14 protein-coding genes are annotated in these 17,041 nt (G+C 39.2%); 7 read left to right on the forward strand and 7 right to left on the reverse strand.

The window, feature by feature from the left end; genetic code table 11:
* The first annotated feature begins 286 nt into the window (after nt 1-286).
* Entirely contained in the window at nt 287-1,645 is a 1,359-nt protein-coding gene (locus R3X26_RS17900) for a hypothetical protein (protein ID WP_317718699.1), read from the forward strand.
* A gap of 144 nt (nt 1,646-1,789) precedes the next feature.
* On the opposite strand, the gene R3X26_RS17905 is transcribed toward R3X26_RS17900, so the two are convergent.
* From R3X26_RS17905 to R3X26_RS17915, 3 genes are read right to left on the reverse strand one after another with little or no spacing between them, the layout of a single operon-like run.
* On the reverse strand, nt 1,790-2,566 hold the full coding sequence (locus tag R3X26_RS17905) for an inositol monophosphatase (RefSeq protein WP_317718700.1): 777 nt from the start codon (nt 2,564-2,566) through the stop codon (nt 1,790-1,792).
* A gap of 8 nt (nt 2,567-2,574) precedes the next feature.
* Nucleotides 2,575-3,609, reverse strand: coding sequence for a LacI family DNA-binding transcriptional regulator (locus R3X26_RS17910; protein ID WP_317718701.1), 1,035 nt, complete (start codon nt 3,607-3,609; stop codon nt 2,575-2,577).
* 42 nt (nt 3,610-3,651) lie between these two features.
* On the reverse strand, nt 3,652-4,446 hold the full coding sequence (locus tag R3X26_RS17915; protein ID WP_317718702.1) for an MBL fold metallo-hydrolase: 795 nt from the start codon (nt 4,444-4,446) through the stop codon (nt 3,652-3,654).
* 184 nt (nt 4,447-4,630) lie between these two features.
* On the opposite strand from R3X26_RS17915, the gene R3X26_RS17920 reads away from it, so the two are divergent.
* The 4 genes from R3X26_RS17920 (at nt 4,631) to R3X26_RS17935 (ending at nt 8,655) form a co-directional block, all read left to right on the forward strand.
* Nucleotides 4,631-5,638, forward strand: coding sequence for an ABC transporter ATP-binding protein (locus R3X26_RS17920; RefSeq protein WP_317718703.1), 1,008 nt, complete (start codon nt 4,631-4,633; stop codon nt 5,636-5,638).
* Between the two features lie 91 nt (nt 5,639-5,729).
* Nucleotides 5,730-6,878, forward strand: coding sequence for an extracellular solute-binding protein (locus R3X26_RS17925; protein WP_317718704.1), 1,149 nt, complete (start codon nt 5,730-5,732; stop codon nt 6,876-6,878).
* Nucleotides 6,879-6,958: 80 nt separating this feature from the next.
* Nucleotides 6,959-7,792 carry a sugar ABC transporter permease gene (locus R3X26_RS17930; RefSeq protein ID WP_317718705.1) on the forward strand — a complete coding sequence of 278 codons (834 nt, stop codon included), beginning with the start codon at nt 6,959-6,961 and terminating at the stop codon, nt 7,790-7,792.
* Entirely contained in the window at nt 7,792-8,655 is an 864-nt protein-coding gene (locus R3X26_RS17935) for an ABC transporter permease (RefSeq protein ID WP_317718706.1), read from the forward strand. Before R3X26_RS17930 ends, R3X26_RS17935 begins: the two co-directional genes overlap by 1 nt.
* A 146-nt stretch (nt 8,656-8,801) precedes the next feature.
* Here R3X26_RS17935 and R3X26_RS17940 read toward each other — a convergent pair whose 3' ends face one another.
* From R3X26_RS17940 to R3X26_RS17950, 3 genes are all read right to left on the reverse strand, one after another.
* A complete protein-coding gene (locus R3X26_RS17940) occupies nt 8,802-9,917 on the reverse strand; it encodes a Gfo/Idh/MocA family oxidoreductase (protein ID WP_317718707.1) in 1,116 nt (371 codons plus the stop codon).
* Nucleotides 9,918-10,122: 205 nt separating this feature from the next.
* The gene (locus R3X26_RS17945) at nt 10,123-12,420 is read right to left on the reverse strand and encodes an FdhF/YdeP family oxidoreductase (protein ID WP_317718708.1); all 2,298 of its coding nucleotides are present in this window, start codon (nt 12,418-12,420) and stop codon (nt 10,123-10,125) included.
* 18 nt (nt 12,421-12,438) lie between these two features.
* Nucleotides 12,439-13,314 (reverse strand): formate dehydrogenase accessory sulfurtransferase FdhD, encoded by an 876-nt coding sequence (locus R3X26_RS17950; RefSeq protein ID WP_317718709.1) that lies wholly within the window; start codon nt 13,312-13,314, stop codon nt 12,439-12,441.
* A 461-nt stretch (nt 13,315-13,775) separates the two neighbouring features.
* On the opposite strand from R3X26_RS17950, the gene R3X26_RS17955 reads away from it, so the two are divergent.
* Nucleotides 13,776-14,900: a GGDEF domain-containing protein gene (locus R3X26_RS17955; protein WP_317718710.1), complete on the forward strand. Its 1,125-nt coding sequence runs from the start codon at nt 13,776-13,778 to the stop codon at nt 14,898-14,900.
* A 16-nt stretch (nt 14,901-14,916) separates the two neighbouring features.
* Here R3X26_RS17955 and R3X26_RS17960 read toward each other — a convergent pair whose 3' ends face one another.
* Nucleotides 14,917-15,543, reverse strand: a complete 627-nt coding sequence (locus tag R3X26_RS17960; RefSeq protein ID WP_317718711.1) for a triacylglycerol lipase — start codon at nt 15,541-15,543, stop codon at nt 14,917-14,919.
* Nucleotides 15,544-15,761: 218 nt separating this feature from the next.
* On the opposite strand from R3X26_RS17960, the gene R3X26_RS17965 reads away from it, so the two are divergent.
* The gene (locus tag R3X26_RS17965; RefSeq protein ID WP_317718712.1) at nt 15,762-17,024 is read left to right on the forward strand and encodes a hydroxymethylglutaryl-CoA reductase; all 1,263 of its coding nucleotides are present in this window, start codon (nt 15,762-15,764) and stop codon (nt 17,022-17,024) included.
* Nucleotides 17,025-17,041: the final 17 nt, after the last annotated feature.

Raw genomic sequence — 17,041 nt, forward strand, 5'->3', positions numbered from 1 at the left:
GCATTATTCTTTTTACATGTAAATGGCGAGAATTCTTCTTGTTTCTACCAAATTAGCCATTATCTTTTGGCAAACGTACCGATGTCATTGATATCAACCCCAAATCTACATATATCACCTTTGATACTTCTTAGCCTGTGTGTCTAATGTGTTATAGTTTGCTTGCTAAAAGCTAAAACAGCTCCTTAAGGGAGATGAAAATCAACCACTGAGTGGAACCATAGATATAAAACTTAGTTTAGATAAATTTACTATACATTTTGAAACGGTAATAAAGACAAATAAAATGACACAAAAAACATTGTTACAAAAATGGATAGATATTCTTGATGCAAAAGGAGAACTAGACCCTTATAAGTCATTGGAGATTTTAGGAATTATAGAATCTCATTATAATTGGGAAGATATACAAAAAATCTATAGTTATTTTCCCCATGCGGAAGATATTTTAGCGCGTATAAAAGTAATTTTTGAGCATAGCCATATACAACGGGGTATTGCGCCAAAGCCAGAAAATTTAAAAGGTAAAAATGAACTTATCGCCCTCGCCGAGCAAGATATAAAGCAGCGTATATCTATCACCCAAAAAATCATTGACGAAATAGGCGAAGGGCAAGAAGTTTTAGAGCAGTTACAAAATATATCCGTCGAATATATAAATGATTTTAAAAAGATCAAAAAATTTTTAACAAAAGAAGGCTTCAATAATTTTGATTCTTTATTTATTGACTATCAAATATGTCGAAATATCATCAAACCTACAGCCCTTCAATCTTTCTGGGGCAAAGTTAGTTGGTCTCCCTTCGAATGGTACCCTTTGTCCTACCACATCTGTTTCCCAGTAACAACATTACCAGAACTTTCCATGGATAAAGCGGTAAAATTTTGGATCGGAGGTGGTTTAGGCGTACTCCATGGTGATAAATATATCATCACAACCCGCACCCAATTTTCTGATATTCGAGCCATTGAAGGCGATAGAGAAGCACGCAAGCTTTTAAAACAATGGCAAGAGGCATGTAATGATGAGGATATAGATGAAATTGACGATTTCTATATGCTTTTTGTACTCAATCATAGTCCCTCAGATTTAAAAAAGATTTTTACTCCTTTTAAAAATACAACGATTCTTACGAAGCGCATGCAATATATTATTAAACAAGGTCAACTTATAGAAACTGTTCATCGTGATAAAAGCAAAAGATGCACAAAAGAAGAGTTTTTAGATTTAGCGCAAAAAGCGAAAGAATGTGAACAAGCAATATTGCAGGAAATTGCTGTTTCTTCCGAAGAAGCAAAAAAAATATTAGAAATCTATCAAAAAACAAACCTAGAATATATTGAAAATTTTGAAGAATTCGGGGAAATGAAAGATATAGATCAAATAGGCTTTGTCGATGTTTGCGCTTCATATCTTATTGATAATAAGATAGAAGACAATGAGCATGCATGTGATTTAGTTGATGATCTTATGTCATATGTTCTTAACCATTTTGGATTGGAGAATTGTATGGATTTAGCCTTTTCCACATTAGCTAAGAAAGATGTTAATCCCATCATTGACTTTTGGGCATATGGTGGAGAAGCACATTTCCAAAATGGGAAATACTATATTTCTAGTAAACATACTTTTTTTGATGCATAAGTAAGATAAGCCTCATAAAACGTTTTTTCATAATGGATATGGCAGCTATCTATTTGTTTTTTTATAAAAAGACACAGGACACACATGAAATATAATTGGTGTGTGTCCTTTAGTCTCTTTATCTCACTACAAAATACAGCAAGATTACTGAACGCAGAGCTGCTTTCTATACAAACTAAGTACAGGCCACAAACTCGGTGTACTAACCCAAACGGGGTTGCCATTCATTAACCCATTATTTTGTAAAAAATCAGGTACGTAGCCGCCAGCTTCTTCAACCAACAACAAACCTGCTAATGCATCCCAACTATTTAAATGGGCTTCAAAATACCCATGAACTAAACCAGATGCAACATGAGCAAGCATTAGGGCTCCTGCTCCAAATCGTCGATGATCAATACTATTCTCGTCCAATATTTTTAATAATTGCACCAACTCAGAAAGTGGTCTGCGGTTAGAATGACCAAGCCCAATAATAGCTTGGCCTTGTTCTTCATTATGTATGACTAAACGTTTGCCATTAAGCCAAGCACCTTGTCCTTTTTTAGCAGAAAAAAATTCATCTCTGTCCGGTGCGTAAATATAACCCAACTCAATTTGTTCATTGTGTACATAAGCCACTGAAACACACCAATAATCCATACCTTGCATATAATTAGTTGTACCGTCTATCGGGTCAATAACCCAAACACCTTCACTGCCTTCTACCAGCCCACTTTCTTCACCTAAAAACCCACTTCTGGGAAACAACTCTGCGAGCACATTTTTTATTTCTGTTTCCACAGCCAAATCAGCTTGCGTAACAAAATCGTTTCTTCCCTTCGTTTCAATAGATAAACCTTGTTTACGCAAAGCACGAGCTTTATTGCCCGCGGCTTTAATTGCTTTTTCTAAAACCTCAAGTTTGTCAGCTATTTTCATATTATTTACTACTCTTTATCTATAAATGGAGAAGTGATTCTTACTACCAAATTTACTGGGATATATTCAATTCGTTGTTCTAGTTCTTCATTACATGCTCGGGTCTCTAAACACCATAGTGCTTTTTTCGCTGTTTTTTGAACATCGTGATTAATACTACTCAACCGATAACTATATTGGTCGGCCAGTAATGTATTGTCGAAGCCTATAAGATAAAAATCTTTAGGTGCATCTAATCCATTTTTACGCATACCATCAAGAAAACCGCAGGCTAATAAATCGGTAGCACAGAAAACACCATCCGGTTTCTGACCGGACATAATGAGTTTATTTGCCGCACTAAAACCGCCTTCATATTCATTTCCTTCAGATTGAATATCCATATAGTGATGATGTTCATTTTTTAACCAGTCGCAAAGTGATTGCTTAAACGCACGCCCTCTATCCAAACCTGACCAAGTAGAATGTTTGTAGTTAAGCCAACCAATGGTTTGACAACCGGCTTCTATTAATTGTGCTGCGGCGAGTTCGGCTCCCGTATCATTGTCAGAACAGACAACATCAACTCTCGGTAAATCAATTTTTCGATTAATACCAACGACGGGAATGCCAAATTGCAGACACTCTTTAACCAATTCTTCTGGGGGTTGGCCAGATGATACGATCACACCAGAGACCCGATATTGAGTGAAACGACGCATGGTTTCATCAAGCTCATCCCCTGGGCGGACTTCAGCGACCAAAGCTTGATAGCCTCGCAGCTGTATTTCTGACAATAATGCTTCTAATAAATGACTTCTAAAAGGATTGTTTACATGTGCGACAACAACGCCAATTAACTGACTTCGACGCCGATTTAATCCTTGTGCTAAAAAGTTGACTTGATAACCTAACTGCTGTGCTGCTTTTAACACTTTTTGTTTGGTTACTTCGGAAACACTGCCATTTTCGGTAAATGTCCTAGACACCGCAGCTCGAGAGACTCCCGCCAAATTAGCTACGTCTTGCGCAGTAACCACGCTGTATTTTTTTTTGTTACTCAATGTTGTGTCCACCATTCTTTATATTTTCGAACTATCATACTGTTAAGCTGTCACTGCTGGATTATCGTCTGTTGATGACGGTTTTAAACAACGTGCGATATCCGATAAATCGATAGATAGGCCATCTCGGCTTACAAACAATGATTCAATACCAGTGGTACTTTTTATTATTTCGGACAAGGATTCATCCCAACAATGATAAAGGCCAAGATAACGTGTCGCGGTTTGCTCAAGTAAAGCTAAGCAACTCGAGAAGTCACCATGTGACGAACTGTCATCAAGAGAGATAAACGACGCGCACTCTTGAAACGATAAATCAGCATGTTTCATCAAATTAATACTAGCAGCTGTCGGCCTACCATCACCGCTATAGAATAGCCGATGACCATCTACCGATATCTGTATCGCTTTGTTAGATACTTCATGTTGCGTGTTTGCGGTCGCTATTTGCCATTCTTGCCACGAAAAGTGGTCGCTAATCATTTGCCAATCAATATCAAAACACAGCTCATTAGATGGCCAGTTTGCAAATTCAGCTAAAAACTTTAGTGGTGTTAGCTGTTCGGGCTGACAGAAAATCGTCACTGGTTCGGTACGATTAAAACTTTTCCAGTAATTCACAAGGGCCGACAATCCAGTGCAATGATCCGGATGAATATGAGTAAAATAGATTACCTTTATATCGTTAACAGCCATATCTCGGTTAAATAACGCACGCGGTACAGTCGGACCACAATCGATAAGCCATTGTTTTCCTGAATTATCCTCTACAAGCAACGACGATGTATTATTCACTTTCGAAAAAGCACTACCACAACCAATAACTTCAATTTTCATTGTTTACACCAAACTTTCTTTTTTCGTTAATGTAATTGTCACAAAGTGAGCTCAAAGTACATCCATATGATGTCTGTTAAGTTTTACATTTTTTTTACACATTAATGAACACGTGTTCATTAATGTGTAAAAACAGTCAAACATCGCAGATTAAGTTTTATATAGAGCGGATTTGGAGAAAGCAATGACCAGTTTGGACATTCAGGGTTTAAGTGCAGGATACGGAGACAAACAGATACTATCAGATATTAATTTATCGGTTAAACAAGGTGAAATGATCGCACTACTAGGTCCTTCTGGCTGTGGTAAAACCACATTACTGAATGCACTCTGCGGTTTTCATCCTGTTTCTAACGGACACATTAAGCTAGGCAGTAAAGATATAACTCAACTACCAGCAGAGAAAAGAAACATAACCATGGTATTCCAAAGTTATGCGCTTTGGCCTCACATGACCGTGGCACAAAATATCGGTTACGGTCTAAAAGTTAGAAAAATCACGGCAGATCAAATTGATAAGAAGGTTAATGAATTTATTAAAATCGTCAACCTAGATGGGTTAAGAGATCAAAAAGTCACCGATTTATCCGGCGGCCAACGTCAACGAGTTGCATTAGCTAGAGCACTGGTTATCCAACCGGATATTTTGGTACTGGATGAGCCATTGTCAAATCTAGATGCAAAAGTTCGACTTCAAGTTCGTCACGAGCTTAAAACTTTACAGAAACAATTTGGCTTTACTTCGTTAATCGTCACGCACGACCAAGAAGAAGCACTAGTAATGGCAGACAGAATAGCAGTTTTAAATCAAGGTAAAGTGGAACAATTAGGAACATGCGAACAGATTTATCATCAGCCAAAAACACCTTTTGTTGCTGATTTTATGGGCGCTGACAACCAGATTATTTGGCATAAAGAAAACCAAGAATGCCAAATCTATTTCCGAAGTGAGAAAGCACAACTCATACATCAAGATGGCGATAAATATTGTCGTTCCCTTGATCAAGCAAATGGCCTTGAGTTATCAGGAAAGGTTATCCAAAGTGCCTTTTTTGGCCACAATTATCGTGTCAGCGTGGAATGTGACGACCAAATTATTCACGCGGTTCATCCAACTCATCTCGACCACGGTTTACACGTTTCATTACAGGTACCTCATCGTTCGTTGCATATTTATTACGCAGAACACTAAGTACCAACAATTTAAGTAATAACGATCCACCAATAACCAAGCAGTATCTATTTAACTAACCAACAGTATCTACATAAATTAAGGATTAGCTATGTTTGTAAAACCCAATATGACTTTGCTTTCAGCAATGGGTGCAGTACTTTTTTCTGGGATGACCCAAGCGGAAACAACATTAAACGTTGCTTCTGCAGGAAGTCAAAATATGGTTGAGTATGTAAAAACCTATTTAGCACCGAAGTTTGAGGCCACCCATCCTGGCGTTAAAATCAACGTGATTGGAACGGGTCCGGGTGACGCAGGCTCTCATAAAATTCTTGAGAAACTTTCTGCTCAAAGTAAAAGTAACCTAGACACTTGGGATATAGATGTCGCTGTAGTGCACCAAAAAATCGGTGGTGAAATGGTTCAACAAGGGTTATTGAGTCAATACCGGAACGATATAAATACTGGAGCAATGGTGACTCGTGATAGTGCAGAAAACGCATTAGGTACCAATGTTAATGGATACGTGATGCCAATGTTCCATAGCCAAACTGCAATTGCTTACAACAGTGACATCATTCAAACTCCACCGAAATCATACGACGAGTTGGTTCAGTGGGTTGAGAAAAACCCTAAAGCGTTTGGCTACAATGGTATTAAAAATGGGATGTCGGGCGTAAGTTTTGTTACTGGTTGGATTTATGCCTACGGTACCGATGCCGACAAACTTTCCAGTCAACCTTACGACAGCAATGTACAGTCAGAATGGAGCCCTGCATTTGATAAATTGAAACAGTTTAACCAAAAAATCACCTTCACTCCGGGCAACGCCGGTACATTAGACATGCTAAACCGTGGTGAGATTTTTATGGGGCCTGTTTGGGTAGATATGTTCTATAGCTGGAAAGAACAAGGCAAACTTCCACCATCAATGAAGCTGTCTCTTATTGCACCGGGTATGCCTGGTCAACCTATGTATTACGTGGTTCCAGAAAAAGCCGCCAATGCAAAACTGGCTCATGAATTTATCCAATTAGCCACGAGCCCAAATATACAAGCCGAAGGTATTGTCGAGCGCTTTAATTGGTATCCAGGCATTGATGCAAAACACGTCAAAAAACACTTAGACCAAAAAGTTTGGCAAAAACTGTTTGCAGAAATTACCCCTGATGACCTAGCCAACTACGGCAAAAGCTTCCCTATCGCCCCTTACTTTGATGACATCAAAGAAGGTTACGAGCGTAAAGTTTCAAACTAAAAGCGAATAAACACCCTATGCTCAGGAGGACATACACTTCCTGAGCATTATTTATCACGGTAACGTCGACTGGAAATGTTATGCATTACAATCCAATAAAAAATATCTGGCTAGTTTTACCTGCGGCTTCCATGGTCGCGCTCTTTTTTCTCTATCCATTAGCCTTTTCTCTTTTTTCGGCCTTATCCACCGATCAAGGTCACTTCACCTTTGAGCATTTGCAAAATGCGATAGAGCTGTACTCAAATGACATTCTATTTACGATAGTTATTGTCTTTTTTTCTGTCGTTATTTTAGCGGTATTATCCATTCTAATTTCAGCTATATTGCGGCTTTCTCCGTTTACTACTCTCGTGAAATTACTCGGTATTCTGTATCGACTGCCCTTGTTCATCCCTCTAATTGTCACGGCCCAGATGATGAGAACCTTTTTAGCTAAAAATGGTTTAATGAACAACGCCTTGATTGAAATTGGACTATTTACTCCCTTGGAAACCATCTCTTTTCTTGGTTGGAGTGGAATAATCATTACTTTTGTATGGAAACAAATTGCTTTTTCCACACTGCTTATTTCTGGTGCCATGTCAGCAGTGGATGAAACTCAGATAAGTGCAGCAAGAAACTTAGGGGGTTCGAGAATCCGCATTCTATTTGAAATCATTCTGCCACAAATTATCCCAACCATTGGCGTTGCCATGGTGCTGTCAGTGGTAACAATGATGTCCGCATTATCTGTACCTCTAATGATTGGTACCGGCACACCAACAATGATGACCGCTGATATGGCATTTCGAATTAATTCTTATGGCGACTATCACACTGCCAACGCACTAGGACTTATCTCTTATTGTATATGTGCCTTTTTTGCGTGGTTCTATCTTCGTCAAAATCTTAAAGATAAGGCTGGTTTATAATGAATGTTGAACAAACAATGAAACCATTACCTAGCATGAACCGCTTTCCACTTACCGACTGGTTACGTTTAGATGCCTTCCCACAATTCATTTTTGTACTATGTCTTGGGTTAGTGATGTTTGGTCCGATTATCAATTTACTCATATGGACAGTAACAGAAGTATGGTATTTCCCGCATTCATTGCCTTCTGAATGGGGTTTTAAATACTGGAATCAAGTATTTAGCCCTTACAGCAATATTTCTGGGTCATTAGCAACTAGTATCTGGATAGCGCTGACAACCGTTATAGTCTGTCTTGCTGTCTCTATTCCAGCAGGTTATACGTTGTCCCAACAGAAGATGCCCTTTCGAGTGTTGTGGATGCTGCTATTTCTGATCCCTCAAGCGTTTCCGAACCTGACGGTATATATGAATATCGCACGAATATTTTATGATTTTGGATTAAACGGATCTTTTCTCGGCGTGGTATTAGTTCATAGTGTACATGGTTTAATGTTTTCCGTTTGGATAAGCGTAGCCGCTTTTTCTGGAATTGACCCACTCATGGCCAGAGCATCAAGAAACTTAGGCGCAGGTCCAATCTATACATTTTTCCATGTCACTCTACCCCAAGCAACACCCGGAATAATAGCCAGTGGGATTTTTGTCTTTTTAGAATCGTTGGATGAATTTACCGGAACATTTTTCGTTGGTGCACCAGATATCACAACACTGCCTCTGCTTTTGTACACGGCAAGTATGGAAGGGAACTACCAAATTGCATCGATAACTGCGCTTATTTTATTGATTCCGTCAATATTATTCATATTTATAATCAATAAATTCATTAGTCCAGAAATGCTAGCAAAGATAGGTAAATAACCTTTAATTAGGTGTGTGTCCCTTTATACCTTTATGAGTAATAAAGGATGAAGTGTATGTCCCTTTATTCGTTGCAAACAAAAAAACGGCACCAGTTATTTGGTGCCTGTCCTTTTATTACTGGCTTTTATTACTTGTATTAGCCTTTATGAGTTGGAGCGGTTAATTTGATCTTGCAGCAGGTTTTGATACGCCACTTCATCAAGAGGCATTTCTACTGATGTGTCGGTAAGGAAGGAAAACGTCATACTATTAGCCAATTCTAAAGACTTAATTCCTTCTTCTGCGGGAGCAATAAGTTGAGCGTTTTCATCTAAAATACATTGACAAAAGTTTTGTAAAATTGCCTGATGTTCCTGAATTTTTTGCTCCCCAAGAGGGATGATTATGTCCTGAGCTTCGGGCTTAGCAAACCCTTGTTCCGCTTCACGACTAAATTCGCTCATGCTTTGCATATTACGAGTAAAGAGCAACTGGTTATTTTCAAAAACAAGTCGACCCAGTTCACCACTTACCTCTAAACGATTAGTACCAGGAGCTTCACCAGTAGAAGCAATAAAAACACCTGTCGCTCCATTTTCGAATTCACAATACGTTGTTATGTCATCTTCAACTTCAATGTTGTGGTATTTACCAATCTGACTAAACGATCTAACTTTTGTTGGAAGCCCAAAAAACCACTGAAAAAGATCGAGTTGATGGACGCATTGATTAAGAAGTACGCCTCCTCCCTCTCCTTTCCACGTTCCTCTCCAATCACAAGAGTCATAATATTGCTGCGTTCTGAACCAATCAGTAATGATCCAATTAATTCGGCGGATTTCACCCAGTTCACCATCATCAATCAATTGTTTGATTTTTTGGTGGGCGGGTATCGTCCTCTGATTAAACATTGCAGCAAAGCGAAGATTTCTATGTTCGCGATGAGCAGCAATCATCTTCAAACCATCGGCTTTATGTACGGCAATTGGTTTTTCTGTTAATACGTGTAGCCCAGCTGCCAGTGCTTTTATGGCTATGCTTGGATGATCGTAGTGTGGAGTAGCAATAATAATAGCGTCAATATCACCGGAGTTAATCATCTCATCAACATCATAATACGGCTTGGCATCAAATTTGTTAGCAAATTGATCGGCCTTATTTTTCCTCAACCCACAAATCGCAGTAAGATTCGCTTCTGGTATCATCTTGAGGCTAGCAGCATGTTCGCTACCCATCATACCGATACCCACAATACCTATGTTGACCGTTCTATTCTGCATAACCAATGCCTCCGTGCTGACTGAATTATTTTTCTGTTGAACCGAATAAATTAGATCATAAGGGGCAGTTTTAGTTTTGCTTAGTGATGCAAATATCAAAAACCTGCCCCTTTCTTTATGTCTTATCACTTTTTGTTGCTAATTTAGTGCCTGTCCCGTAAAAATCGTAACATATGGTGCCTGTCCCTTTAAAAAAACAGCCTTATTACGCCAAACTACTCTGTTCAGTTGGCGTAATAACCACCGCTATTGATTTGGATGTTGGGGTATCACTAAAATCGCCGGTACTTTCAAGTGGAATAAGCGCATTTGCTTCTGGAAAATATGCGGCCACATTTCCCTTTGGTATCTGGTAAGGGATCACTTTAAACCCATAAATTTTACGCTTATTGTCATCAGTCCACAGTGTTTCAATGTCAACTAGATCTTCCGCTTGTAAACCTAGAGCATCAATATCCGCTTGATTGATAAAAATAACATTCCTTTCACCAAATACTCCTCTATAACGGTCATCATAACCATAAATAGTTGTATTGTATTGGTCGTGGGAACGCATGGTCTGCAATACAAATACAGGCCGTTTGCTTGAACTAGGCGCATCATAAATAAGTATGCTTTCAGGTAGAGCGTGAGTGCAAATTTGAGCCTTACCTTGTGGAGTGTTCCATACTAAATCTCGCGCACTGTTACCTAAATAAAAACCACCCGGAACATCCAAACGTTGATTAAATTGAGAAAAACCTGGAATGGTTTGTTCAATATAGTCACGAATATTATCATAGTCATCAATCAATGATTGCCAGTTAACTGGATTAGTGTCGCCTAACGTCGCCTTTGCCATACCGGCTAAAACAGCCACTTCTGAGCGCATTTTCTCAGCAGATACATCCATTTTACCGGACGAAGCATGCACCATAGAAAATGAATCTTCTACAGTGATTTTTTGCTCACCACTGGCTTGAATATCGATATCGGTACGTCCATAGCAGGGTAAAATCAAAGAATCTTTGCCCGGATTAACGTGGCTACGATTAAGTTTGGTAGCAATATTGACGGTTAATTCAGCCTGACGCATTGCAGCCATCACTCTTTCTGTATCTGGTGCAGCAGCGACTAAGTTACCACCTAAGCCGATAAACACTTTACTTTCGCCTTTGCTCAACGCTTGCAGTGCGTTAGACACATTATGACCATGTTCATGCGGTGGTTTAAAACCAAATACTTTTTCTAAACTGTCTAGAAAGGCAACCGATGGTTTTTCGTTTATTCCTACCGTACGGTCACCTTGAACGTTTGAATGACCTCGTACTGGGCATAAACCTGTTCCAGGTTTACCGACTTGACCAAACAACAACTGCAAATTAGTTAATTCTTGAATTGTCGCGACAGAATGTTTGTGCTGAGTGACACCCATAGCCCAAGTAACGATGCGTGTTTTGGCATTATGATAAATATCAGCAGCTTGCACTATTTCATCTTTAGTTAGACCTGATTGTTGTAGAATTTGTTGCCATGGCGTGGTTTCAACAATCGCAAGGTAGTCATCTAATCCTTGCGTTTGTTCAGCAATAAAATCCAAATCAAAGACGCTGTCACCTTGCGATACTGCTTGCTTATGTAAATCAAGTAGCACTTTAACGATTCCTCGAACCACTGCCATATCTCCGCCTAATTTAGGCATAAAATAGTGACTGGTGGTTGGAGTCGAACCATTGCTAAGCATTTCTAGCGGATGCTGAGGATTAGTGAAGCGTTCTAATCCTCGTTCTTTTAGATTATTGAAAGCGACAACCTGAGCACCACGTTTATTAGCAGAAGCTAGAGTTTCAAGCATTCTAGGATGATTGGTTCCCGGGTTTTGACCAAACAAGAAAATAGCATCAGCAACTTCAAAGTCTTCCATGGTAACCGTGCCTTTGCCGATACCAATTGATTCAATAAGAGCATGCCCAGTCGCTTCGTGACACATGTTCGAACAGTCTGGAAAATTATTGGTTCCGAAACGACGAGCAAAAAGTTGATATACAAACGCAGCTTCATTGCTAGCACGACCAGAAGTATAGAATTCAGCTTGGTTAGGATTTTCAAGTCGATTTAAATGGCTTGCCACAACGTCAAAAGCCTCATCCCAACTGATCGGTTCATAATGATCTGTCTCGGAATTATAGCGCATCGGTTCACTTAACCGCCCTTGATATTCTAAATAATAATCGGTTTGCTTATTAAGCCAAGACACCGAATATTTAGCGAAAAAATCACGGTTTACACGACGAGTCGTTGCTTCCCAGTTGACCGCTTTGGCACCATTTTCACAAAAGCGAAAACGTCCCGGAACGCCTTTTTCTCCCCAAGCACACCCAGGACAATCAAAGCCACTATCTTGATTAGTACGGAATAAATTGACGATGTTTTTGGCAACATTTTCACTTTTAAACAGATGTTGTGTGGTCGATTTTAACGCAGCCCAACCACCAGCTGACCCAGAATACTCTTTATAACTCATGCCATTATCTTCTTATTTTTACTCTGGCTTCATTCGCCAGTATCCATTATACAAATTGAATTGTTCCGCCTTGGTAAACCCAATCAGTGTCATATCGAACTGACGAGCAATATCCAATGCAATTTTTGAAGGTGCTCCAACTGATACGATAGCGGCAATACCGGAAATAACCGCCTTTTGCATTAACTCAAAACTTACCCTACTTGTTAAAACCACCACACCTTGTGGATGCCATATTTGTTGTCGTGCTACAAAACCAAGCAATTTATCTAATGCATTGTGTCGACCAATATCCTCTGCAACTGCGATCAACTCACCATCAACCATATAAGCGGCACCATGAACTGATCCCGTTTGATGGAATTGTGACTGATTTTGATTAAGTAGAGATGGGTAGTTAAGAACGTCTTGAGGAGATAACCAATGCTCTGATTGATCTATCTCTCTATATTGAGAAAATTGCAACGCACGAATTGACGTTGCACCGCAAACGCCACAACTCGAAGTGCTAATACTACGACGATTAGATGACGATAAACGAGGCTCAACACCCGGTTTTAATATCACAACAATGTGGTTCATTGCATTACTCGTATGAGAGTCAAAACAGCGAATAGCTTCGATATCAAGCCAGCTGCTCACAACACTTTGGCCAATAAGTAATCCATACACCAAGTTTTCATCATCACCTGGTGTACGCATGGTCATGCTCCACAACTCACACTGTGTCGTGCCGCCAATTTGCCATTCAATGCTAATCTGCAACGGTTCTTCGACCGTAAGGGCATCTTCGCTAAAATGATAGCCTTGATCGGTGACATAACGTTTTCGATTGATCTGTTTGAAATAAACTGGCTTGTCAGTCTCCAGTTGATTAGCTTTATCTGATTGCATTACACCATTCTTGAACGTTATAAGAATACGTAAAAAATCACACCCAAATATCAAGTTGCGTAATCCACATCAAGTAAAATTGAGAACGGAAAAACACGACATTCTATAACTGAATTGGGATAATTTTAGTGAGAAAATAGGAGCCTAAACGAATAACTCTCATAGAAAATTACTCCTCACATGAAAAGACGTCAATAAAAATAAGTCTCATATTAGTTAATAACATGAAACACAATTAATAAATTTATTGCCATTTAAATTCACAAACACTCAAAATAAACTCTAATTAACCACTTTTGATAGCAATTAACGACATTTGATAACAATCGCCGTCATATCATAACAATTCAAAAAATACAGGTGCGATCAACAATAAAGCGCTAATCATGAAAGAAAAGCACGCTCGTGTGCGCTAAAATTGGTATTATAAATATAATTCATTTTGATAATTGGAGGGATGAATGATTAATTCAAAAATGAATCCTAAGTTTTGGGTAGAGAGCTTTGTAACCTGTCGCTCTAATCTGACCGAAGAAACTTTGCCTCCAACAGAAAAAATGAAACTTTCTCACTTTATTTGGCTGTGCTTGACAATGATGCCTCTGGGTATCATTTTTATCATCTTTAATCTATTAGCGGGAAACACAGAAATTGCTTGCACTATTGGAGTATTTTCCAGCTCTATTGCCATAAATTTAATCATGGTGAAAAAATGCTACAACTTACATTTTATTTATCATTTCTGTAGTTTTTTATTTTTCATGCTATTGGTTATTGTTACCTACTTAGAACCCAATAGTGAAGGCCGCGTCTTATGGATTTATACCTACCCTCTTTTTACTATATTTGTATTCGGTTACAAGTTGGGCATCATGTGGAGTATTTTACTCATTTTCGCAGTTGGAAGCTGCTTAGAAGTTCTACATACTGATATTCCGCATTATCTCGAAGCATTTAGACTGCGTTTCTATTTAACTTACCTTGTGATTGTCTGGATAACGGCTTGGTTAGAATATGGTCGGAGTCGACACACAGATTCACTTCAAGATGAAATCACTAGAAGAATACAACTGGAACAACAATTGACTATTTTGGCCGAAAAAGATGGTTTAACTAATCTTTATAATCGTAGCTCTATGTGGAAACTGGCCAATAGAGAAATAGAAAGAACTAAACAACACGATACTGAATTATCTTTGGCAGTTATGGATATAGATAACTTCAAGGCAGTCAATGACACTTATGGTCATCCAACGGGTGATGAAGTTATAAAATATGTTTCTAGGCTGCTTAGTCAGTCACTAAGAAAATCGGATATTGCTTGTCGTTTAGGTGGTGAAGAATTTGCTGCTTTGATTCCAGAAACGTCGACTAAAGAAGCCCATAAGATAATGGATAGATTTAGAAAAGAAATGAGTCAACACATTTTTAACGCAGAAGGCACAAACTTTCAAGTCACCATTAGTATCGGAATTTATTCAATCTCCAAACACAATGCTTCGTTCAAACAAGCTTATGCTAAAGCTGACAAAGCACTGTATCAAGCCAAACAAAAAGGTAAAAATACCGTTTGTATTGCCGAATAATACTCGATACGCCATGTCAGTTTAAATGGTGAGAGAATTTATCATGTAAAATGAACGCCTTTATTTGCTGCACAGTTTTTGAACTATAGATAATACTAGTATGACTGCAATTCAACATTATATGGTCCGACATTCCTTGTAATTTGGTCTCATTAAGGCTCACCGTGCCATCGGACATTTCTTTGTCCGCCAACAATACCGGACGCAACCCTAACGGCAAGTAGCCGGCAATTGAGCCGATTTTTTGTGCGCCATTCCAAGCTCGGTATTCTGGCTTCAAACCGTATAAAAATGAATTACCCAATATTTTTCTGCACTTTAGCTCAACTAACCGTTGAGCAATAGAAGCTCCATTCAGTGGACTAGCAAGAGTCACCAAATGCGAGACAACATCAATACTCGGTTTTTTACACTCTAAAAATGACAAAGCCAGCAAACCACCTAACGAGTGACCAACAAGAATATTTCGCTTTGATGAATGCAAAGCATGTTGAATCTTGTCAAATACCAATTCAATGTTTATATTTCGGCTATTGTAACTTATGACCTCAACATCAAAGCCTTCCTTTTTGAGCCTATTTGCTAAAGGCTTCATTATCAATCCATGCATAAACAAACCATGTAAGATAATAATTTTATCCATCAAAAGCTCTCTCTTAATTATTGCTTACAAGACTAATACTAAATGACTGAATAGTGGCAATTTAACTAATTATTCTCGAAAATACGCACCGAATGTTGGGTGTCTTTCATAACAAGTATATCTCATAGCAAGATTTAGAACATCACACTTTACAAGCAAACCTTGTGTCCTTTTGATAAATCCGTAGAATCATCGAAAAGTTTTAATACGGTAAAATTATGCCTAACCTCAAACTGCATCGTCGTGACTATGTCTCTATTCTTGGTGACGATATTTCAGCAGAAGAGCTGCGACAAACATTATCTCCACATTATGAGAAACCGACAACAGCGCTCACTCCGAGTCCATATTTGACTGAAACAAGTTTGCAGCGTCGTTGGGACAAATTAGCACGTCCTCAAATTAAAGCCGAACTGTTGGATTCTCATAGCGAACAACAAGCCATGGCTTACCATAGAAATATCGAACATTTTATTGGTACCGTAAAAGTGCCCGTTGGCGTCGCTGGCCCTCTGAGAATTAACGGTCTATTTGCCAAAGGTGATTATTTGGTGCCTTTAGCCACGACAGAAGCAGCATTAGTCGCATCGTATCATCGCGGTTCTAAGCTATTGACGGCGTCTGGTGGCGTCAGTGCAATGCTACTTAATGAAGGTGTCACGCGTACTCCAGGTTTCGCTTTTTACGGTCTAGCACAAGCGGGACAATTTGTTGCTTGGGCGACAACACAATACCAACAATTCAAATCGATTGCTGAAGCGACCACGTCTCATGGCACCCTGACCGATATAAATATTAACATCGAAGGTAATCATGTTTACTTAGTATTTGAATATTTAACTGGCGACGCTTCCGGTCAAAACATGGTGACGATTGCTACCAATGCTGTGTTTGAGTTTATTTTAGACAATACGCCTGTTACTCCCGAATATGCTTTTCTAGATGGCAATTTATCTGGTGACAAAAAAGCCAATAGCCAAACCTTGCGCAGCGTTAGAGGCAAAAAAGTCACCGCAGAAGCGCACATATCGGCTGAATTGATCAAAAAACATCTGCATACGACACCGCAAAAAATGATGCAATTCGGTCAAATGACCACGGTAGGTGGCGCGTTGAGTGGCACAATAGGCATCAATGCCCATTATGCTAACGCTTTGGCGGCACTGTACATCGCTTGCGGCCAAGATGCTGCTTGTGTGGCTGAATCAGCTATAGGTATGACACGAATGGAAATAGATAAGAATGGCGACTTGTATGCCAGTGTCACACTGCCTAATTTGATGGTAGGCACCGTAGGAGGAGGCACTAATTTACCCAGTCAAAAGGCCTGCTTGGAGTTAATGGGGTTACATGGAACTGGTAAATCTCAAGCGCTTGCTGAAGTTTGTGCTGCACTTTGTTTAGCCGGTGAACTGTCAATTGTCGGTGCTTTTTGTGCGGGGCATTTCGCAAAAGCACATCATAAACTGGCTCGAAAATAGTCAAAATTAATCACTTG

It is taken from the genome of Vibrio sp. TH_r3 (genome assembly GCF_033101115.1).
GTDB lineage: Bacteria > Pseudomonadota > Gammaproteobacteria > Enterobacterales > Vibrionaceae > Vibrio.